General features: G+C 67.3%; 18 protein-coding genes. 8 read left to right on the plus strand and 10 right to left on the minus strand.

Annotation, left to right across the window (positions count from 1 at the left end):
- Positions 1 to 59 precede the first annotated feature (59 nt).
- A complete protein-coding gene (locus tag ABH900_RS01190; RefSeq protein WP_429620504.1) occupies positions 60 to 1226 on the plus strand; it encodes a low temperature requirement protein A in 1167 nt (388 codons plus the stop codon).
- Here the strand turns inward: ABH900_RS01190 and ABH900_RS01195 are convergent.
- The 3 genes from ABH900_RS01195 to ABH900_RS01205 are packed head-to-tail and all read right to left on the minus strand — an operon-like array spanning position 1223 to position 5355.
- The gene (locus tag ABH900_RS01195) at positions 1223 to 2641 is read right to left on the minus strand and encodes a hypothetical protein (RefSeq protein WP_429620506.1); all 1419 of its coding nucleotides are present in this window, start codon (positions 2639 to 2641) and stop codon (positions 1223 to 1225) included. The two genes, ABH900_RS01190 and ABH900_RS01195, sit on opposite strands and share 4 nt — an antisense overlap.
- Before the next feature lie 16 nt (positions 2642 to 2657).
- Positions 2658 to 4145: a DUF6384 family protein gene (locus tag ABH900_RS01200; RefSeq protein WP_429620508.1), complete on the minus strand. Its 1488-nt coding sequence runs from the start codon at positions 4143 to 4145 to the stop codon at positions 2658 to 2660.
- Positions 4146 to 4158: 13 nt separating this feature from the next.
- The gene (locus ABH900_RS01205; RefSeq protein ID WP_429620510.1) at positions 4159 to 5355 is read right to left on the minus strand and encodes a cell surface protein; all 1197 of its coding nucleotides are present in this window, start codon (positions 5353 to 5355) and stop codon (positions 4159 to 4161) included.
- Between the two features lie 301 nt (positions 5356 to 5656).
- On the opposite strand from ABH900_RS01205, the gene ABH900_RS01210 reads away from it, so the two are divergent.
- Complete coding sequence (locus tag ABH900_RS01210; protein WP_429621393.1) at positions 5657 to 6091, plus strand: EamA family transporter; 435 nt, start codon at positions 5657 to 5659, stop codon at positions 6089 to 6091.
- 31 nt (positions 6092 to 6122) lie between these two features.
- Positions 6123 to 6515, plus strand: a complete 393-nt coding sequence (locus ABH900_RS01215; RefSeq protein ID WP_429620512.1) for a DUF3224 domain-containing protein — start codon at positions 6123 to 6125, stop codon at positions 6513 to 6515.
- Here the strand turns inward: ABH900_RS01215 and ABH900_RS01220 are convergent.
- The 6 genes from ABH900_RS01220 to ABH900_RS01245 form a co-directional block, all read right to left on the minus strand.
- Positions 6512 to 7027, minus strand: a complete 516-nt coding sequence (locus tag ABH900_RS01220) for a DUF1697 domain-containing protein (RefSeq protein WP_429620514.1) — start codon at positions 7025 to 7027, stop codon at positions 6512 to 6514. The genes ABH900_RS01215 and ABH900_RS01220 overlap by 4 nt on opposite strands.
- Positions 7024 to 7665: a response regulator transcription factor gene (locus ABH900_RS01225; protein WP_429620516.1), complete on the minus strand. Its 642-nt coding sequence runs from the start codon at positions 7663 to 7665 to the stop codon at positions 7024 to 7026. Before ABH900_RS01225 ends, ABH900_RS01220 begins: the two co-directional genes overlap by 4 nt.
- Entirely contained in the window at positions 7658 to 8713 is a 1056-nt protein-coding gene (locus ABH900_RS01230; RefSeq protein ID WP_429620518.1) for a sensor histidine kinase, read from the minus strand. The genes ABH900_RS01225 and ABH900_RS01230 overlap by 8 nt, the downstream gene beginning before the upstream one ends.
- A gap of 104 nt (positions 8714 to 8817) precedes the next feature.
- Positions 8818 to 9555, minus strand: coding sequence for an MgtC/SapB family protein (locus ABH900_RS01235; RefSeq protein WP_429620520.1), 738 nt, complete (start codon positions 9553 to 9555; stop codon positions 8818 to 8820).
- Positions 9556 to 9586: 31 nt separating this feature from the next.
- The gene (gene mgtA / locus ABH900_RS01240; protein WP_429620522.1) at positions 9587 to 12346 is read right to left on the minus strand and encodes a magnesium-translocating P-type ATPase; all 2760 of its coding nucleotides are present in this window, start codon (positions 12344 to 12346) and stop codon (positions 9587 to 9589) included.
- Positions 12347 to 12418: 72 nt separating this feature from the next.
- Positions 12419 to 12718, minus strand: coding sequence for a hypothetical protein (locus ABH900_RS01245; protein ID WP_429620523.1), 300 nt, complete (start codon positions 12716 to 12718; stop codon positions 12419 to 12421).
- 307 nt (positions 12719 to 13025) lie between these two features.
- Between ABH900_RS01245 and ABH900_RS01250 the strand changes: the two genes are divergently transcribed.
- Positions 13026 to 13880 carry an alpha/beta hydrolase gene (locus ABH900_RS01250; RefSeq protein ID WP_429620525.1) on the plus strand — a complete coding sequence of 285 codons (855 nt, stop codon included), beginning with the start codon at positions 13026 to 13028 and terminating at the stop codon, positions 13878 to 13880.
- A 9-nt stretch (positions 13881 to 13889) separates the two neighbouring features.
- Here ABH900_RS01250 and ABH900_RS01255 read toward each other — a convergent pair whose 3' ends face one another.
- Positions 13890 to 14195 (minus strand): hypothetical protein, encoded by a 306-nt coding sequence (locus ABH900_RS01255; RefSeq protein WP_429620527.1) that lies wholly within the window; start codon positions 14193 to 14195, stop codon positions 13890 to 13892.
- A gap of 258 nt (positions 14196 to 14453) precedes the next feature.
- On the opposite strand from ABH900_RS01255, the gene ABH900_RS01260 reads away from it, so the two are divergent.
- The 4 genes from ABH900_RS01260 to ABH900_RS01275 are packed head-to-tail and all read left to right on the plus strand — an operon-like array spanning position 14454 to position 20774.
- Complete coding sequence (locus ABH900_RS01260; protein ID WP_429620529.1) at positions 14454 to 15623, plus strand: efflux RND transporter periplasmic adaptor subunit; 1170 nt, start codon at positions 14454 to 14456, stop codon at positions 15621 to 15623.
- Positions 15620 to 18733 (plus strand): multidrug efflux RND transporter permease subunit, encoded by a 3114-nt coding sequence (locus tag ABH900_RS01265; protein ID WP_429620531.1) that lies wholly within the window; start codon positions 15620 to 15622, stop codon positions 18731 to 18733. Before ABH900_RS01260 ends, ABH900_RS01265 begins: the two co-directional genes overlap by 4 nt.
- The gene (locus ABH900_RS01270) at positions 18730 to 19419 is read left to right on the plus strand and encodes a heavy metal response regulator transcription factor (protein WP_429620532.1); all 690 of its coding nucleotides are present in this window, start codon (positions 18730 to 18732) and stop codon (positions 19417 to 19419) included. Before ABH900_RS01265 ends, ABH900_RS01270 begins: the two co-directional genes overlap by 4 nt.
- Positions 19416 to 20774: a heavy metal sensor histidine kinase gene (locus tag ABH900_RS01275; RefSeq protein ID WP_429620534.1), complete on the plus strand. Its 1359-nt coding sequence runs from the start codon at positions 19416 to 19418 to the stop codon at positions 20772 to 20774. The genes ABH900_RS01270 and ABH900_RS01275 overlap by 4 nt, the downstream gene beginning before the upstream one ends.
- Positions 20775 to 20833: the final 59 nt, after the last annotated feature.

Below are 20833 nucleotides of genomic sequence, written 5' to 3' on the forward strand. Positions count from 1 at the left end.
CGGCTGGAGCGCAGACTCGACCCCGGTTAGCCTGCGGCGACCTGCCAAGGAACTGCTCGATGCGCCTGCCCGCCCTGCGCCACCGTGACGGCCACCACGCCCGCGTGACCTACGAGGAACTGTTCTTCGATCTGGTCTACGTGTTCGCGGTCACCCAGCTCAGCCACCATCTGCTGCATCACCTGGACCTGGCCGGCGTACTGCAGACCCTGGTGTTGTGGTTCGCGGTCTGGCTGGGCTGGCAGTACGCGTGCTGGGTCAGCAACTGGTTCGACCCGGAGGCGCCACGCATCCGCGGGCTGATGTTCGCCACCATGCTGTTGGCATTGTTGATGTCCTCCTCCATTCCCGAGGCGTTCGCCGATCGTGCATGGGTATTTGCTGGGGCCTACGCCACGATGCAGGTGGGGCGCACGGCCTTCGTGCTGATCGAGGTCGGACCCACGCATCCGCTGGCGCCCAACTTCCGCCGCATGCTGGCGTGGGTCGGTATCTCGGCGTGCTTCTGGCTGGCCGGCGCGGCCGCCGAGGGCAACGTCCGTCTGGGGCTGTGGGCGATGGCGGTGGCCTGCGAGTACGTCTCGCCGATGTTCGGCTTTGCGTTCCCAGGCATGGGCCGGTCGCATACCCGCGAGTGGACCATCGAGGGCGGCCACCTGGCCGAACGCTGCCAGCTGTTCGTCATCGTCGCACTGGGTGAGACGTTGCTGGCTACCGGTGGTGTGCTCAGCGAGGTCGAGCACTGGCGGCTGGAGGTGGTATCGGCGGTACTGGCCACCTTCGCCGGTACGCTGGCGATGTGGTGGCTGTATTTCGGCATCTCCAGCCGCGATGCCACTGCGGCGATCACCCACTCCGACGATCCCGGCCGGATGGGCGCCAACTTCCACTACGTGCATGCGCTGCTGATCGCCGGCATCATCGCCACGGCGGTGGGCAACGATCTGGTCATGGACCATCCGGGCGCGGCGGTCACCGTGGTGTATGCCACCGTGATGGTGGCCGGTCCACTGATCTACCTGCTGGGCAGTGCCCTGTACAAGCGCGTTGTCTATGGGCATGCGCCGCGCTCGCATCTGCTGGGTGCGGCCGCATTGCTGATGCTTGGCCTGGTGATGCCCTGGATGCATCTGCTGGCCGCCGGATGGCTGACCAGCATGGTGCTGCTGGGCGTTGGCCTGCTGGATACGCGGTTGAAGCGGCGCAGCCAGCAACGGCAGGGTTAGAAGCCGCCGCCGGTCTTGAAGCCACCGCCGCCGCTGATGCCACCACCACTGCGGAAGCTGCCGCCGCTGGAGCTTGAGCTGGAACCTGAACTTGAGCTGGAACTTGAGCGTGAACTGCTGGAGCTGCTCGAGGCGCGGTCGAACAGGCCACCGGAGGCACGGGTGGTGCGGCGGCTGTTGCTGGTGGTGCTGAAGAAGGATGCAGTGGCTGCGGCGCGGGCCGGGGCGCGGTAGGACGGCGCCTCGTAGGCCTGTCGCTCGATGTCCGCAGCGGCCTGGTAGCTCCTGCGGGCGGCCTGCAGATCGTCGAGGCGCTTCTTCAGCACGGCCATATCGCGGGTGTGCTCGCCTACCATGCCCTCGATCTCGCCCAGGCGCAGGCGACTGCGATGGATGCGCTCAAGCACCGCATCATCTTCGCCGGAAGCGGTGGCGGCCACGCGCCGGTACAGGTCGTTCATGCTCTTGGCCGACAGCGTGCGTGCCAGTGCAGTAAGCAGCGCGCCGCCTTCGGCATCGCTCCAGCTACGGAAGCCGTCGATCTGAGCCTGCTTGGCATCCACGGTCTGTCGATGCAGCTGCTCGGCCAGCAGCGCCTGCGCCACCGCGCCCTGGGCCGCCTGCAACTGCTGGCGCAGCGGGTCACCGCCGGCGTCAGCCAGTGCCGCTTGCCGCGCCTGCTGCACCGGTTGGCGGGCGGCCTCGGCTTCGTCGCGGGCCTGTGTGGCATGTGCCTGCAGGTAGGGTGGAAGCTCGACCAGCGTGGCGTACTCGCGCCGGGCACGGTCGAAGCCGCACAGGTCGGCCAGCCAGCCGTCGGCGGTACGCACCCATGGCCAGCCGCGATAGGCCGCGCTGCCGAAGCTGCGCCGGTGCAGGTACATGAAGATCGGGTCGGCTTCGTAGGCGCCGGCCTTGGCGTCATGCTCCGACTGCGCCGAAGCGGCCATGCGCTCGACCGTGTCGACACGTGCCTCCGCCAACTGCAGGTCGTCCTGCAGTGCGCGATAGGTCGGCTCTGCTTCCAGTGCGGCGTCTACCCGTTCCTGCAGGGCCTGCAGGTGTCCACCGGCGGCATTGCGTGCGGCAAGGGCCTCCTGTGAGCGCTGCTGCAGCGATTGCTCGATGTCCAGCAGTGCCTGCAGTTCATCAGCCAGTACCGCCGCCTTGCGATCGCGGCGCTGCAGGTCGGCGCTGGACTGCTGCATCAGGTCACGGGCCACCATCGGCGGCGAATCCGCAGCGGCTTCGGCCTGCAGGCGGGCCAGTGCAGTGAAGTCCTCGCGGACCTGCCCGTGCAGGGATTCCTGTTCCTTGATCAGGTCCCGGCACTGGTCGCCGCGCTCGGCCAGCCGCGCCTGTACCTGCCGGATATCGGCCACGACTTCGGCAATGGCGTCGTTCAAATCTCTCATGTCAGCTCCTTACCCATCACCATTCGGTGATGTAACCACCGGTGGTGGGCATGCGGAAACGTGGCGACAGGCTGCCACGCGGCTTGCTGCCGATCTGGTCGTCCTCGATGATGCCGTTGTCCTGCTTGTCGGCGGCGACCCGGTTGTAGGTGGCCTCCGGTACGCGCACGGCAAACACCGAAACCCGTTCGTCCTTGCCGGTTTCCTCGTTGCGGATGAGCAGTTCGGCGGCATTGCCGGCCTCGTCCAGCGCCTCGGTGACCAGGTAATAGTTGCGGCTGCCGTTGGCCTTTTCGCTGTAACGCCAGACGCCGGTGCGCTCATCGTCACGGTTGACGATGCGGTAGACCAGGGTCTTGGACAGCAACGCCACCAGCTGGGCGACCTCGTCCATCGCCGGTGCGGCTTCGGCCAGCGTTTCGACCCGGATCAGCTGAGCGGCCTGGTCCACCGCACGCTCCAGCCGTTTGCGGTCCGCGCCGGCGACGCCGGTGGCGAGGCCATCGGCCTTGAGCTGGGCCAGCCGCTCGTTGAGCGCGACCAGTTTGTCGGCACTGCCGATCAGCTCCTTCAGGGTTGTCACGGCCTGGCTGGCCGCTGCCATGTCGCCGGCGCGAAGCGCGACGTCGCCACCGGTGTAGGCGCGTGCGCGCACCTTTTCGGCGTCGGGCGTGAGGCGTGCCGCCTTTGCGGCAGTGTTGGTGGTATCCAGCAGTTCGCTGGCATCGATGGCCTGGGCGAGGGTGTTCACCCGCTCGGTCAACGCGGGCAGGGATTGCCTGGCGCGTGCCAGCTGCTCCGCGGCGGCCAGCCGCTGCTGTTCCACCTGATCGGCTGCCTGCTGGCCGGTGGCACTGCCTCCACTACTGATACGCGTGAGCTTGTGCTGGCGGATCAGGGTCGGCAGGGCGGCCATCGCTGCGGGCATCCCTGTGAAGTGCCGCTGTGCTTCGGCCAGCGTTGCCTGGGCTGCTTCGGTCAGTGGCTGCAGGCGCTCGCCGCTGGCGGTGGCGCGCGGGAGCAGGGCCTGCAGCGCCTGTTCCTGCCCGGCCAGGAGGGCGCGCGCTGCAGCGGCGTCCTGTTGCTGCGCGGCCACCTTGCCGTTGAGTAGCTGCACGTTCTTCTGCACGTTGCTCTCGTGCACGAACGCGCCGAAGCTGCGCGCCATCATCACCAGCATGCTGAGCACCAGCAGCACCAAGGCCGCGACCAGTGCCCACTTCAGCAACCGGCCGCGATCGATCCAGCGCCGGGCCAGCCAGGCCTTCCAGCCGCGCGGCGCGGCGTAGAGGTAGCGTTGTTCGCGCTGGGCCTGGATACCGGCTTCCAGGATCTCGTCGGAGACCTCGATGCCCTGCGAGCGGTACAGCTCAAGCAGGCGCTGCTTCAACGTCGCCTTGTCGTGGCCGCTGTCGGCCAGCGCCTTCATCTCGGCATTGCGGTAACGCAGCTGGTCGACCACATCCATGGTCAGCAGCGCATCCTGCAGCTCGGCAGGGGCCATCGTCGCACTCACCTCAGCGCGACTCCGGGCTCGGCGGCGCCTGCAGCAGGGCAGCGAAACGCTGCTTGCCCTGTTCGACATACTCGGCGATCTCCGCCGAATCGCGGGTGGCCTGGCCGCGCAGCTGCTCGATCTCCTGCAGCGAGGTTTCCTGGAAGCGCACCACCGCATCGACCAGCTTGCGCACCGAATCGACGCCGATGGTGGCGCCGTAACCAGCCTTCAGGCCCTCGTGCAGCACGTCGTCGCCAATGTTGGCCACCGCTTCCAGGCCCTTGGAGGTGCCTTCGGTCATCGCGTTGAGCGCCTGCGTGGATTCGTGCAGGCCCATCTGCGTGGTGAAGGCCAGGTTCAAGGCGGTGAAGCTGGTTTCATTGGTGGAGAAGAACACCACCGAGCGCTCGTTGACGCGGCGCTTGACCTCGTGCGACTGGTGCACGCGCAGCATGATCGCCTCGGACGTGGCGTAGTTCACCTGCAGGTTCTCGGCCAGGTCCTTGGCCAGCTGGTAACGCGATTCCTCGGTCTGGTGGTTGCGCAGGGCTTCATCGCGGGCCATCACCAGGCGGCCGGTGTCGGCGGCATCGGCGGCCGGGTCGGCCGATTCGACGCGCTGCTGGGCCTGCTTGAGCGCCTCGCGCGCGTCGGCCAGCACCTGCTCCTGCAGCTTCAGCAGCTCATGGGCCTGGATCTCGGCATCCTTGATCGACAGGCGGAAGTCGCCGTACATCTCCAGCACGCGCGACTCGCGCTGCAGCTGCTCGGCCGAATCGCGGCTGACCTCGAGGAAGGTGCGGCGGATCTTCTCGAACCGGCTCGGGATATCGCCGCGGGTGACCTTCATCCACAGGTTCTGCAGGCGCTCGCCCATGTCGATCCTGCCGTCGCGGACCTGCTCGACCATGCTGCTGGCATCATCGCGGATGCTGTCGAAGGCGCGGATGATCTCGGTGTAGCGGTCGGAGACTTTGGCCGAGCTGATTTCATCACGCATCACGGCATTGAAATGCCCCGACTGCTGCAGCACGCGGGCGATGGCCACCACGCGACCCTGGTCCAGCGTGGACAGCTGCGAGACCAGCGCGACGGCCGGCGCGTTGTTGTCCTGCGGGGCGGCCAGGCCGAGGGCGCGCAGGGTCGCCATGGCGCGGTCGAGGTACTTGATCGGCGCCGCAGCGGCCGGCGTGGCAAGGAGAGTGTTCTCGGACATATCGACGGCTCCGGTCAGGGCGTGCAATGAAGACCCCGCCGCGCGGAACGGGCAGGGTGCTGCGAAACGAGGGCGAGGGGGAGCGGCAGCCACGGGATGCGCTGCGCGGTGGCCCCGGCGGGGGCTGCCGGCCCGGCATGGGCGGCGGTGTCCTGTTCGAACATGGAAGGTGCATTCCCTGCAGATCGCCCCCTGGCGATTCCTGGCTCATTGTAGCGGGGGTGAGGGCCAGGTGAAGCCCCACCGATGGCACGGTGGAGTAGCGTTGGCGCAGGTGCCCGTACCGGCAAGCGAGGCCTTCGTGCAGAACGTACCGCAGTGGTTGATATGGGCTGGACTGTCTGCCGTGTTCGCGGCGCTGACCGCACTGTTTGCCAAGGTGGGCGTCAAGGGCGTCGACTCGGACCTGGCGATGGCCATCCGCACCCTGGTGGTGGCGGCGGTGATCCTGCCGCTGGTGGTGGTCACCGGCAAATGGTCCAATCCGTTGCTGTTGCCCGGGCGCACGCAACTGTTCCTGGTGCTGTCCGCACTGGCAACGGGCGCTTCATGGCTTTTCTATTTTCGTGCGCTGCAGAGTGGCGAACTGGCCAAGGTAGCCGTGGTCGACAAGTTCAGCGTGGTGCTGGTGATCGTGCTGGCCTACCTGCTGCTGGGCGAGCGGCCCAGTCTGCGCGAATGGAGCGGCATCGGCCTGGTGGTGGCCGGCGTGATTGTGCTGGCGACGAAGAAGTAGTGACGTTCAACCGATCAGACGGGAGAGCAGGATGCAGGCTGAAGCACACGGTACGTTTGAAGTGGATCTGCGGCCGATCGGTGGCAATGACGGCCCGATCGCGGTGATGTCGATCAACAAGACCTTCGCGGGCGACCTGCAGGGCAGCAGCGTCGGCCAGATGCTGGCCTTTCGCACACCCGTGCAGGGCTCGGCCGGCTACGTGGCGATGGAGCGGGTGACGGCCACGTTGGCCGGGCGCCAGGGCGGGTTCACCCTGCAACACAATGGGCTGATGACCCGCGGCACGCCGGAGCTGAGCGTGGTGGTGGTGCCCGATTCCGGCAGCGAGGGATTGCTGGGCCTGACCGGCATGCTGGAGATCAGCATCAGCGAGGGCCGTCATGACTACCGGTTGGTCTACCGACTGCCGGAAGGCCCCTAGTCGAGCTCCGACGCCATCGCCGCGAGCCGGGCGACGGTGTTGAGATTGCGTGCGGTACCTTGCGCCGCATACGGAATGCGCAGCCGTGAATCGGCCATGCCGGCACCATAGTGGATGAAGATCTCGCGTGCACCGAGCGCGAGCTGTTCATCGCGCTGGCCGCTCACGCCCTGCAGCGGATCGTTGGGCAGCGGCGCGTCGACGAACAGGGCGACCACGCGGTTGCCCGCCGCCTGGGTGAACGGGTTGCGCGACACCACGTCAGTGATCTCCGCGGCCGAGCGCACCAGTACGCCAACCGGCTTGTGAGCATAGGCCTGCAGGCGCTGTGCGAGCGCGTCGCGCACGCCGGCTTCGTCCAGCGTGCTGCGCAGTATCACGTTGCCACTGGCGATGTAGGTTCGGACATCAGTGAAACCGGCGTCCGTGCACATGGCCACCAGCTCGTGCATCGGCAGCTTGCCGGTGCCGCCGACGTTGACCGCACGCAGCAGTGCGACATGCACGTTCACGGCGAGCCGGCCTGCAGGCGGTCGTACATGCGCACCAGGTCAACCAGGGTGCGTGCGCCCATCTTGCGCATCACCTGCGCACGGCGCACCTTCACCGTAATCTCGCTGACGCCGAGGTCACCGGCGATCTGCTTGTTGAGGCGGCCGCGCACCACGCCATCGACCACCTCGCGCTCACCCGCGTTCAGTGAATCCCAGCGCTGCTGGAGCGCGCCCAGCACATCGCCTTCGCGACGGCGCTGACGGTCGATCTCGATGCCCTTGTGGATCGCATCCAGCAGTTCCTGGTCGCGGAACGGCTTGGTCAGGAACTCGATGGCGCCCTCCTTGATCGCGTTGACGCCCATGGCGATGTCACCGTGGCCGGTGATGAACACCACCGGCACCTGCAGGCCATGGCTGCCCATCGTGCGGTGGAAGTCCAGTCCACTCTGGCCAGGCATGCGCACATCCAGCACCAGGCAGGCCGGCGCGTCCTCCAGGTCATGTTCGAGGAATGCCTGGGTGGAGGCGAAGGCTCGCACCTGCAGCCCCATCGAGGCGAGCAGGTCCTCCAGCGCCGCGCGAACCGACGGGTCGTCGTCGATCACATAGACGATGGGCGCCGGATCGGCGGCGGGTGCAGCGGGCTTACGCATGATGTGGGTCCGTGGCGATGGGCAGGTCGAAGACGAAGCAGGCACCGCCACCTGCTGGTCGTTCCGCACGGATCTGGCCGTCGTTGGCCTCGATCATCGAACGGCTCAGGCTCAGTCCGAGGCCCAGCCCATGTGACTTGGTGGTCCAGAATGCATCGAACACGCGCTCGGGATGGTCGGCGGGGAGGCCGACACCGCGGTCGCGCACGCTGAGGCTGACCCTTTGGCCATCACGCCGGGTCAGCAGGGACAGGCGTCGATCGGCTGCCGGCACCGCTTCCATCGCGTCCACCGCATTGAGGATCAGGTTGCCGATCACCTGCTGCACCTGCACCCGATCGGCCTGCACCGGTGGCAGCTCGGTGTCCAGCAGCAGCGCTACGGCCACGCCGTGCTGGTCCAGCTCGCTGCGCGACAGGGCCAGCATTTCTTCCACAGCCTGGTTCAGATCGAACGCACGTCGCTCCGGTGCCGCGCCCTGGGTCAGGCCGCGGATACGGGCAATCACATCACCGGCCCGGTGGGCATCGGCCAGGATGCGGGCCACGGTCTGCCGTGCCTTGTCCACGTTCGGCGGATCCTGCGCCAGCCAGCGCTGGCAGGCTTCGGCGCTGCTGGCGATGGCCGCCAGCGGCTGGTTCACTTCATGGGCAATCGAGGTGGTCAGTTCGCCCACGGTCGACGCGCGTGCGACCCGCAGCAGCCGCCCCTGGGCCTCCTGCACCGCCGCCTTGGCCGCCTCCATGTTCAGGGCGAGGTAGGTGGTGATGCCGATCACCAGCATGCCGATCACCGAATTGACCAGGCCGATGCGGTAGGTGCCGAAGCGGGTGAGGAAGAAGCTCAGGCCGGTCAGGGCGATGCAGGCGATGGCCAGAAGGATCAGCCCGCGCGCGGCCAGCACCCGCGACGCGGCGAGGATGACGGCGGCGTAGAAGCAGGCTGCGGCAACCGCGTAGTCGGTGACGGTGTCGATCAGGAAGATCGCCGCCATGACGACGATCAGGGCCAGCAGAACCAGCGGGCGGCGAGGCGACATCGATGGCATCGGGACGGCTCCCTGGCGTGGGGGGAAAGAATAGCAAAGGTGAACCCACGCCCTGGAAGGGCGCGGCTGACTCCGGTCGGCACCCACCAGCGGATGGCCCCGCACTACTCCTCCAGGCTGGCGTTCCAGAACCCCTGCAGCACACCGGGCGCGGTCGCCAGCGTCGCGAGTACGGCATCCAGTTCGGCGGCATCGACCGTGGTGGCGTACAGCACGGCCTCGATTTCCACATCCCGTTCGCCGAACGGCCGCTGGTCCACCGCGCGCACCGGGTAATGCGCCTGCTCCAGCAGCAGCAACAGCTGGTCCAGCACCTCGGCCTGCTGCTCGCGCTGGCAGACCACGTTGATCGCATAGGTCGCCTCGCTGAAGGCCTCCGGCAGCGGTTGCCGCTGGATGCGGTTCACCACCGGCCGCAGCAGCGTGTTGGCGGCCAGCACGAATACGGCGGCCAGCACCGCCTCCGGCAGCAGCTTGATGCCGGCGCAGGCGCCTACCGCCGCCGAGCCCCACAGGGTGGCGGCGGTGTTCAGGCCGGAGACCTGCGCGCCGTCCTTCATGATCGCCCCGGCGCCGAGAAAGCCGACACCGGAGATCACATAGGCCACCACATGCAAGGGCGACGGCGGCCCGCCGTACAGGTCATGGAAGCGCACGGCGAGGTCGACAAACACGGCAGCACCAACGGCCACCAGTGTGTTGGTACGCAGCCCGGCGGTGCGCTGGCGCAGCTGCCGTTCCAGCCCGATGATCGTGCCCAGCACGAACGCCACCGAGAGGCTGATCAGCGAGCTGAGGGTGGCGCCGGCGTTGAACGCCGGCAGGTTCGGGTTGATGTCCATTGTGTTTCTCCCTGGACAGAACAGCGGGCAGCTACTGCCAGCCGTAGCGACGGATGTAGAACCGCTTCAGCGCGGTGGTCAGCACCGCATAGCCGAACAGGATCGCCACCAGGAACGGCCAGTAGCCGGCCGGCAGTGCCTGCAGCTTGAAGTAGCCGGCCAACGGGCTCATGGGCAGGGCCACGCCGATGGCCATGATCAGGCCGGTCATCAGCAGCAGCGGCGGTGCGGCAATGCTCTGCAGGAACGGCACCTTGGGCGTGCGGATCATGTGCACGATCAGGGTCTGGGTCAGCAGGCCGACCACGAACCAGCCGGACTGGAACAGGCCCTGGTCGGCGGGCGTGCGCGCATCGAACACGTACCACATCAGCGCAAAGCAGGTCAGGTCGAAGATCGAGCTGATCGGCCCGAAGAACACCATGAAACGGCCGATGTCCGCCGGGTTCCACTTCAGCGGCCTGCGCACCAGCTCCTCGTCCACGTTGTCGAACGGAATGGCGATCTGTGAGATGTCGTACAACAGATTCTGCACCAGCAGCTGCAGCGGCAGCATCGGCAGGAATGGCAGGAATGCCGAGGCGACCAGCACAGAGAACACGTTGCCGAAGTTGGAGCTGGCGGTCATGCGGATGTACTTGAGCATGTTGTTGAAGGTGCGACGGCCTTCGATGACGCCTTCCTCCAGCACCATCAGGTTCTTTTCCAGCAGGATGATGTCGGCTGCCTCCTTGGCGATGTCCACCGCACTGTCCACGCTGATGCCGATGTCCGCCGCGCGCAGTGCCGGGGCATCGTTGATGCCGTCGCCGAGGAAGCCGACCACCTTGCCTTGGGCGCGCAGCTCGCGCACCAGCCGCTCCTTGTGCAGCGGCGTCAGGCGGGCGAAGACGCGGTGGTGGTGCAGCGCACGCGACAGCGCGCCGTCGTCCATGCGCTCGATCTGCGGGCCGGTCAGGATGGTGTCTGCGTCCAGCCCGACCTGCGCGCAGACGCGGGCGGTGACCAGTTCGTTGTCGCCGGTGAACACCTTTACCTCCACGCCATGCGCGGCCAGCGCCTGCAACGCCTGCGCGGCCGATTCCTTCGGCGGATCAAGGAAGGCCACATAGCCGACCAGGGTCAGGCCCTGCTCGTCGGCCTGCGAATAGACGGTCTGGCTGGCGGCGGTTTCCTTCATCGCCACTGCCACCACGCGCAGGCCCTGCTCGTTCAGCTCTTCGGTGGTCTGGCGCACGCGCGCCAGGCGGCGCTCGTCCAGTGGCATGTCCTGTCCGTCCTCGCGCACGGTGCTGCACACGGCGAGCATCTCTTCAACCGCGCCCTTGCAGATCAGCTCGTGGTGATCCTCACGCTCGGACACCACCACCGACATGCGGCGGCGCTCGAAGTCGAACGGGATCTCATCCACCTTGTGGTAGTCCTGCGACAACCGCAGCGAACTCTGCAGTTCCACGTGTTCCAGCACCGCACGGTCGAGAAGGTTGATCAGGCCGGTCTGGAAGTGGCTGTTGAGGTAGGCGAACTTCAGCACGTCTTCCGAATCGTGACCGAACACATCGGTGTGCCGCTCCAGCGCGATCTTGTCCTGGGTGAGGGTGCCGGTCTTGTCGGTGCACAGCACCTCCATGGCGCCGAAGTTCTGGATCGCATCCAGGCGCTTGACGATCACCTTGCGCCGCGACAGCAGCACCGCCCCCTTGGCCAGGGTGGAGGTGACGATCATCGGCAGCATTTCCGGGGTGAGGCCGACCGCCACCGACAGCGCGAACAGGAACGCCTCTGTCCAGTCGCCCTTGGTCCAGCCGTTGATCAGCAGCACGAACGGCACCATCACCAGCGCGAAACGGATCAGCAACCAGCTGACGCTGTTGACGCCGGCCTGGAACGCGGTCGGCGTACGGTCAGTGGCGGTGCTGCGCTGGGCCAGTGTGCCGAAGTAAGTGTGGTTGCCGGTGGCCAGCACCACGGCGGTGGCGGTGCCGGAGACCACATTGGTGCCCATGAACAGCAGATTGTGCTGCTCCAGCAGGCCTGCCAGGCCATCGCCCGGGTGCGCGAATTTTTCCACCGGCAGCGACTCGCCAGTCATCGCTGCCTGTGCCACGAACAGGTCCTTGGCAGTCAGCACGCGGCAGTCGGCCGGAATCATGTCGCCGGCCGACAGCACGATGTGGTCGCCTGGCACCAGCTCACGGATCGGCAGGTCCAGCAGGCGGGCAGGGCGGCGGCTGTGCAGGTGTGCGCCGAAATACTGGTCGGCCACATCGGCCGCTTCAGTACCGGGGTTGCGGCGCAATACGCGCGCAGTGTTGCCGACCAGCGCCTTCAAGCGCTCGGCGGCACGGTTGGAACGGCCTTCCTGCACGAAGCGGATCAACGTGGACAGCAGCACCATTGCACCGATCACGATCGTTGCCTTGATGTCCTCGGTCAGCCAGGACACGCCCGCCAGCACGGTCAGCAGGAGGTTGAACGGATTGCGGTAGCACTGCCACAGGTGGCGCCACCACGGCAGTGGCTTTTCGTGATCGACCTCGTTGGGGCCGAGCGTCGCCAGACGCTCCTCGGCCTCATGCGGGCTGAGTCCGTCGGCGTGCGACTCCAGTGTGGCCAGCAGCTGGGCCTCGTCCTGCTGGGCCAGTGTGACCAGGCCGGTGGTGAGTGCGAACGGCGCGGCCTCGCTGCTGCCCGGGCCGAAACCGGCCTCGGGCATCGCACGGCGACGGAACAGGTTGCCCGCGCGACGGCTGCGCAGGAAGGCATTGAACCAGGCGTTGAGCAGGCTCATGGGAACTCCTTGAATGACAGAGCCGGCCGGGGCCGGAACACGTGCGGATTGAACGGCGAAGGGCGCGCCGGCTCAGGCGCGGCGCATCGCCAGCACCGCTGGCGACCAGGGCTGCATGTGCAGGCGCTGGCTGCCGCCGATGCACAGCGGCTTCATCGCATCACGCAGCGGGTACGGCAGGTGGCGAAGCACGTTGATGCGCTCGCTGATCGGCAGCAGTGACAGCGCATCGGCGACCACGCGTGGCGAACCCAGCGACAGCGAGTGCGCGAACAGCACCGGGCCGTGCTGCAGCAGCTGGCTGCGCAGGGCAGAGACATCGCGCTCGCCGATCAGGCGACGCAGGGTGATGTAGAGAATCTTGTAGGACATGACGGCGATCTCCAGGCAAGCGGCGCCTGGCGATCCCCCGTCACTCAGGCAGGCAGGGACCGGCGGGCAGGCGCCAGGAACAGGCGGTAGGCGGGCATCCGGGGTGCATTGCGCCCGGCAGGGTCGGGGTCCATCTGCGTCTCCATGAGGGGAGGGGGGCAGCCGGGGTGCCCCGGCCAGTGGCGCTATTGTCCGCCGCTGAATGGGCAAGTCCTAGAGGCTCGTGGGTTAGTCCGGCTATACCTTGGTATAGCCAGGCCAGCGGCGGGCCTATACTCGCGCCATCCTGTACCGGCGAGGGGACGTCATGGGAGTGCGCAACACGCTGCCGATTGCCGCACTGCTGCTGTCCGTACACGCAATCGCGAATGCGGGCGAGCGCGTGGAGACCTATCGCGAGGTTGACGGGCAGGCGCTGAGGGCTCACCTGTACAGCCCTGACAAGACCCGGGACAACGCTGCCCTGCTGCTGTTCCATGGCGGTGGCTGGGCACACGGTGAGCCCGCATGGATGGCAGACAGTGCAGCGCAGTTGCAGGCCATGGGCATCGTTGCCATCGCCGTGGAATACCGTCTGTCCGGCGCGTCGGCCACGCCGGCCGACGCCCAGCGTGATGCCTGTGCCGCGTTCGCGTGGGCATGGACGCAGGCGCGTCGGTTGCACATCGATCCGGAACGCATTGGTGGTTACGGCATGAGCGCCGGTGGCCAGCTGGTAGCGGCCGCGGCGTTGGGGGCCTGTGGCGAGGACGGCGCACGCCCGCAACGGGTGGTGCTGTGGTCGCCGGCCCTGGACGTGGCACGCGATGGCTGGTTCAAGCGGCTGATGAAGGGGCAGGACAGCACCTGGCTGGATCCGATGGCCAATGCCGGCACTGCGGGGCCGCCGATGCTGATCGTGCAGGGTGAGCAGGACTCCGTCACCCCGCTGCGCGTGGCCGAGCGTTTCTGCGCCGCGCGGGCGGTGGCGCACGCCGAATGCCGACTGCTGCGCTATCCGCAGCTGGGGCATCTGCTCACCCGCAACCTGGCCAACCAGGAGTCGGACTTCGATATCGATGAGGTGTCCGCCGCCGATGCGCGGCGGCGGATCCGGGGCTGGCTGCAAGCGGCCGGCTGGTTGCCGGCCAATGCGGGCCCAACGGCTGCCGAGCCACGTTGATCCTGCAGATCAATGGGCCGCAGGCGTGGTCTGCTTGCACACGTCATATTCACCGCGGGTCAACTTCTGGTCGCGGTCGGTATCACAGGCGCTCAGCTGCTTGGCCCAGTCCGGTGCGACCGCATCGACTTCGGCCAGGGTGACGATGCCGTCCTTGTCCTTGTCGAGCGACTCATACGGCGGGATCAGCTTCACTTCGGTGACATCTGCAGCGGCGGCGGCCGGTGCGCTGGCTTCCTGCGGCTTGGAGCAGGCGCCCAGCAGCAGGACGGTGGCAACCACGAGTGCAGCAGGAAGGAAACGGAAACCGGTCATGACGTGCTCCTGTAGACGATGGGGCCGCCACCATGGCGCCCATGGCCGGATCATCGGCGCCGGTCTGTAAGCGAGATGCGAAGAATCCGGCACTGCACGTGCCTGCAGTGGGACGCTGTTCACCAGGCTGCCGGGCCAGGCCCCGCCATGCCACCTGACGAAATTGTCAGGCGGGCGACAGCAAGGCGCCTGCGCCGTCCGGGGAGGATGGCAACAGGCCCGCGCACCCCCGCGTCGGCACTGTCATGGACCCCCGACATGCGAATTCCGCTGCTGTCCGCCCCCATGCGTCGTCGCCACCTTGCGCTGGGCGCAGGGTTGCTGGTGGTGCTGTCGCTGGTGATGCTGTTCCATGGCGTGTCGCGCGGTGATGCGCAGCCGGCCAGCGCACCGGCGCCGGTTCCCGTGGTCACCGGTCGCGTCGAGCAGCGTGACGTCGCGCACTGGCGCAGCGGGGTCGGGACGGTGCAGTCGCTGCAGAGCGCCGTGCTGCGGCCGCAGGTGGATGGCGTGCTGACCGAGGTGCTGTTCGAGGAGGGGCAGAAAGTCCGCAAGGGGCAGCTGCTCGCACGTATCGATGATCGCGCGATCCGCGCCGATCTGGGCGGCGCACAGGCCGCCGTGGTGCGCGATCGCGCCACGCTCGATGCCGCGCGCTCGGACCTGGCACGCCTGCAGCACCTGTCCACCGACCAGCTGGTCTCACGGCAGATGCTGGAACAGCAGGCGGCGACCGTGCAGCAGCTGCAGGCCACCGGTCGCGGTAACGAGGCCGCCGTACAGGCCTCGCAGGTACAGCTCTCCTATACCCGCATCCTGGCGCCGATGGATGGGCGCATCGGGCTGCGCCAGGTCGACCCGGGCAACCTGGTGCGTGCTACCGATACCCAGGGGCTGGTCACCGTGCAGCAGACCGACCCGATCTCGGTGGTGTTCGCGCTGCCGCAGGATGCCCTCCCGCAGCTGCGCCAGGCGTTAGCCAGCGGCGAGGTGCCCGTGCAGGCGCTGGACCGCGATGGCGGGCAACTGTTGGCGGAGGGAACGCTGCAGGTGATCGACAACCAGGTGGAGGAGACCTCCGGCACCGTGCGCTTGCGTGCGCGCTTCGGCAATGCCGGCGACCGCCTGTGGCCGGGCCAGCTGGTCAGCGTGCGGGTGCGCACCGGGCAGACCACGGGCGCCCTGGTGGTGGACGCCGCCGCGATCCAGCGCGGCGTCGAAGGCAGCTTCGTCTATCGCGTGGTCGCCGACGGCAGCGTTGAGGTGCTGCCGATCACGGTGGGCGAGGCCGAGGACGGGAAGGTGGCGGTGCAGGGCGAACTGCGCGTGGGCGATGTGATCGTACGCGATGGCCAGTCGCGGTTGCGTCCGGGCGTGGTGGTCGCTGAGGCCGGCGCGCCGGCTGCCAAGACCGGGGCCGCACCATGAGTTCGCGTGTCTCGCTGTCCAGCTGGTTTGTGAAGCACCCGGTGGCCACGACGCTGCTGACGCTGGCCGTGATCCTGCTCGGCGTGGCCGCCTTGCCGCGATTGCCGGTGGCGCCTCTACCGGAAGCGGAGTTTCCGACCATCCGGGTCAACGCCAGCCTGCCCGGCGCCAGCGCCGAGACCATGGCGTCGGCGGTGGCCACCCCGCTGGAGACTCAATTGACCGGCGTGCCGGGCATCATCGAGATGACCTCCACCAGCGCGCTGGGCAGCACCTCGATCACGCTGCAGTTCGATCTGGAAAAGAACATCGACACCGCCGCGCAGGAAGTGCAGGCGGCGATCAATGCCGCCGCCGGGCGACTGCCGAGCGATCTGCCGAGCCTGCCGACCTGGCGCAAGGTCAATCCGGCCGACAGCCCGATCCTGGTGCTCAGCGTGGTCTCGGCGCAGATGTCGATGACCGAGCTGAGCGATCTGGCCGAGAGCCGGCTGGCGAGGTCGATCAGCCAGATCAGCGGCGTATCGGAGGTCAACATCGTCGGCCAGCAGCGGCCCGCCATCCGCATCCAGGCGCAGCCGGAACGGCTGGCGGCGATGGGCCTGACCCTGTCCGACCTGCGTGGCGTGGCCCAGAACGCCAGCCTCAACCAGGCCAAGGGCGCGTTGATGGGCGGCCAGCGCACCTCCACCTTCGAGGCCAACGACCAGTTGTTCGAGGCGCAGGACTATCGCCAGCTGGTGGTGGCCTACCGCGAGGGTTCGCCGGTGACCCTGGGTGACGTGGCGCAGGTCGTCGACGGCGCCGAGAACGCCTACGTGCAAGCCTGGCCGAACGGTCAGCCGGGCGTGGGCCTGATCATCAGCCGGCAACCGGGTGCCAACATCGTGCGCACCACCGACGCCGTACTGGCTGCATTGCCGGCGCTGCGCGCCAATCTGCCGGCCAGCGTTGACGTGGAGGTGCTCAACGACCGCACGCGCACCATCCGTGCCTCACTGCACGAAGTGGAAATGACCCTGGTGCTGACCATCGTACTGGTGGTGCTGGTGATGGGACTGTTCCTGCGCCAGCTCTCGGCCACGTTGATTGTTGGCGCGGTGCTGGTAGTGGCGCTGGTGGCGACGTTCGCGGCGATGTACGTGGCCGGCTTCAGCCTCAACAACCTCACCCTGGTGGCGCTGGTGGTCGCCGTCGGCTTCGTGGTGGATGATGCGATCGTGGTGGTGGAGAACATCCACCGTCATCGCGAGGCCGGGCTGGGGCCGATGGAAGCGGCATTGAAAGGAGCGGGCGAAATCGGCTTCACTGTCGTGTCGATCAGCCTGTCACTGATCGCAGCATTCATCCCGCTGCTGTTCATGGGGGGCGTGGTCGGACGCCTGTTCGCCGAGTTCGCGCTGACGATCACGGTTGCGATCCTGATCTCCATAGTCGCTTCGTTGACGCTGGCACCGATGATGGCTGCGCACCTGATGAAGCGCATGCCTGCCCACCGCGACGGCCAGGACACGCTGGCCGGGCGGCTGCTGGCCGGCTATGACCGCAGCCTGCAGTGGGCACTGGGCCATCAGCGCACGGTGCTGCTGGGCTTCGGCGCCACGGTGGCCGTGGCGGTGGCGTCCTATGTGATGATTCCCAAGGGCTTTTTCCCCCTGCAGGACACGGCGTTCGTGATCGCCACCACCGAGGCTGCGCAGGACATCGGCTTCGAGGAGATGGCGGCCAAGCACCAGCAGCTGGCCCGCATCGCCGCCGAGGATCCCGCGTTGCAGGCCTACAACCACGCAGTCGGCGCCACCGGCGGCAGCCAGACCCTGTCCAATGGCCGTTTCTGGTTCGTGCTGAAGGATCGCGGCGACCGCGACGTGGACGTACATGCGTTCATCGACCGCCTGCGCGCGAAGATGGCCAGTGTTCCGGGTGTCACTGTGTACATGCGCGCTGCGCAGGACATCAACCTTGGCGCAGGTCCGGCACGGACGCAGTACCAGTATGCGCTGCGGGGGCAGGACAGTCGCGAGCTGTCACGCTGGGCCGAGGAGCTGACCGGGCGCCTGCGCAGCCTGCCGCAGCTGCGCGATGTGTCCAATGACCAGCAGGTCGGCGCCAGTGTCACCCGGCTGCAGATCGACCGCACGGCGGCGGCGCGTTTCGGACTGACGGCCAACGATATCGACCAGGTGCTCTACGATGCGTTCGGCCAGCGCCAGATCAACGAGTTCCAGACCGAGACCAACCAGTACCGGGTGATCCTGGAGATTGCACCGGGCCTGCTGGGTGAGGTCGACGCGCTGTCCTACTTCCACCTGCGTTCGCCACTGACCGGGCAGATGGTGCCACTGTCGGCGGTGGCGCAGGTACAGCCGCCGGGCAATGGGCCGCTGTCGATCAGCCACAACGGCATGCTGCCGGCGGTGAATCTCTCGTTCAACCTGGCGCCGGGTGTGTCGCTGGGCGAGGCGGTCGAACTGGTCGAGAGCGTGCAGCTGCAGATGGGCATGCCGGCCAGCATCGGCGGGCGCTTCCAGGGCACCGCGCAGGCTTTCCAGGAGTCGCTGGCCAGCCAGCCGTGGCTGATCCTGGCGGCGCTGCTGGCGGTCTACATCATCCTGGGCGTGCTGTACGAAAGCTTCGTGCATCCGCTGACCATCCTGTCCACGCTGCCATCGGCCGGCATTGGTGCGGTATTGATGTTATGGCTGTGGGGCCTGGAGTTCTCGATCATGGCGCTGATCGGCATCGTGCTGCTGATCGGCATCGTGAAGAAGAATGGCATCCTGATGGTCGACTTCGCGCTCGACGCGCAGCGCAACCGCGGGTTGACCCCGTTGCAGGCGATCCATGAGGCCTGCCTGACCCGTTTCCGGCCGATCATGATGACCACGCTGGCTGCGCTGCTGGGTGCCATCCCGTTGATGATCGGTTTCGGTACCGGCTCGGAGCTGCGCCAGCCGCTGGGCGTAGCGGTGGTCGGTGGCCTGCTGATCAGCCAGGTGCTGACCCTGTACAGTACCCCGGTGATCTACCTGGCTCTGGACCGATTGTTCCTGCAGCGCCGACGCGAGCGCAGGGCAGCGGTCGGTGCTGCGCTGACGGAGCCCGGATGAAACTGCTGATTGTCGAGGATGAGAGCAAGACCGCCCACTACCTGCGTACCGGCCTGGGCGAGCAGGGCTGGGCGGTGGACCTGGCCGCCGACGGCGTGACCGGGCTGCACCTGGCCCGTGAGTTCGACTACGACGTGATCGTGCTGGATGTGATGCTGCCGGGCATGGATGGCTTCGCCGTGCTGCGCGAGCTGCGCCGCAGCAAGCAGACCCCGGTGATCATGCTGACCGCACGCGACCGCGTGGATGACCGTGTGCATGGGCTGGGGCAGGGCGCGGATGACTATCTGGTCAAGCCGTTCTCGTTCATCGAATTGCTGGCGCGGCTGCAGGCGCTGGTGCGGCGCGGCCGCCAGCAGGAGCCGACCGAGCTGCAGGTGGGTGACCTGCAGGTGAACCTGCTGGCCCGCCGCGCCTATCGTGACGGTGCACGATTGGACCTGACCGGCAAGGAATTCGCGCTTCTGGCGCTGCTGGCGCAACGGCGCGGGCAGATCCTGTCCAAGACGGTGATTGCCGCCCAGGTCTGGGACATCAATTTCGACAGCAATACCAACGTGGTGGAAGTGGCGATCAAGCGGTTGCGCGGCAAGCTTGATGGCCCGTACCCCAGCAAGCTGCTGCATACCGTGCGCGGCATGGGCTACGTGCTGGAAGTGCGCGATGACGACGAGGGCGGCCAATGAGGTTTTCGATTGCCCAGCGCCTGTCGGCGATGTTCGCGTTGGCCGCATTGCTGGTGTTCACGTTGCTGGGCATCGGTGTGTACGGCGTGCTGGAGCGTCAGGTGGTGCGTTACCAGCATGCGGAGCTGCAGACCAAGCTGCACGCGGTGAGTGGCAGCGTGGCGATGTGCGATACCCGTGAGCGCTGGACCAAGGTGCGCGAGAAGGTCGGCAACCTGATCTCCGGTGACCGTGACACGCTGGTCTGGGCCTGGAGTGACGACCCGACCTTCCGCATCGGCAACACCCAGCCGCAGGTGCAGCCCCCTGGCAACCACGACAGTGGCATGGGGACGTTGCAGCGTGAGGGTGAGCATCCGCTGCGGACGCTGTACGAGCGGGTGCCGGGCAAGGGTGTCCGGCCGGCGGTGGATCTGTGGATCGGCATCGACTCCGAGCCCTATACGCATGCACTACAACGCTTTGCTGTGGCGCTGTGGGTGGCCGGTGTCCTTGGCGTGCTGCTGGTGGCGGCGCTGGGCTACTGGATCGCGCGGCTGGGGCTGGCGCCGTTGCGCGCACTTTCCGATGAAGCGCGCTCGCTCAGCCCGCAGCGGTTGTCACAACGGCTGGGCACGCAGGGCCTGCCTGCCGAACTGGGTCACCTGACCGGCGCGTTCAACGGCGCGCTTGATCGACTGGAAGCCGCCTACACCCGCCTGGATGCCTTCAACGCCGATGTGGCCCATGAACTGCGCACCCCACTGGCCAACCTGATGGGCCAGACCCAGGTGGCGCTGTCGCGGCCGCGCGACACGGCCGACCTGCAGGAAGTGATGCAGTCCAACCTGGAGGAGCTGGAGCGGTTGCGCGCCATCGTCAACGACATGCTGTTCCTGTCGCGGGCCGGGCAGGGCGATATCGCGATGGAAACCCGGCAGGTTGTGCTGGCCGAGGAGGTCGCCGCGGCGGGCGAGTTCCTTGAGTTCCTGTTCGAGGAAGCAGGGTTGACGCTGCGCATCGAAGGCGAGGCGACCGCGCGCATCGATCCCTCGTTGTTCCGTCGCGCGTTGACCAACCTGCTGCACAACGCCGTGCAGCATGCACGGCCCGGCAGCGTGGTGCGTGTGCAGCTGCAGGCCGAAGGCGAGGGTGCGCGGATCGCGGTGATCAATGAAGGCAACGGCATCGCGGCTGAGCATCTGCCGCTGCTGTTTGAACGCTTCTACCGGGCTGATGAAGCCCGCGAGTACCGCGGCGAACGCCATCACGGCCTCGGGCTGTCCATCGTCAAGGCCATTGCCATGCTGCATGGCGGTGATGTGTTCGTGGCCAGTCGCGAAGGGCAGACCACGGTGGGGTTCACCGTCGGCTGACGCCGGGCCGCACGGAACCCCGCGCGGTGCTCCATCGGAGGTAGGTAGAGTCGACTGCT

The organism is Stenotrophomonas sp. AN71, assembly GCF_050435725.1.
GTDB lineage: Bacteria > Pseudomonadota > Gammaproteobacteria > Xanthomonadales > Xanthomonadaceae > Stenotrophomonas.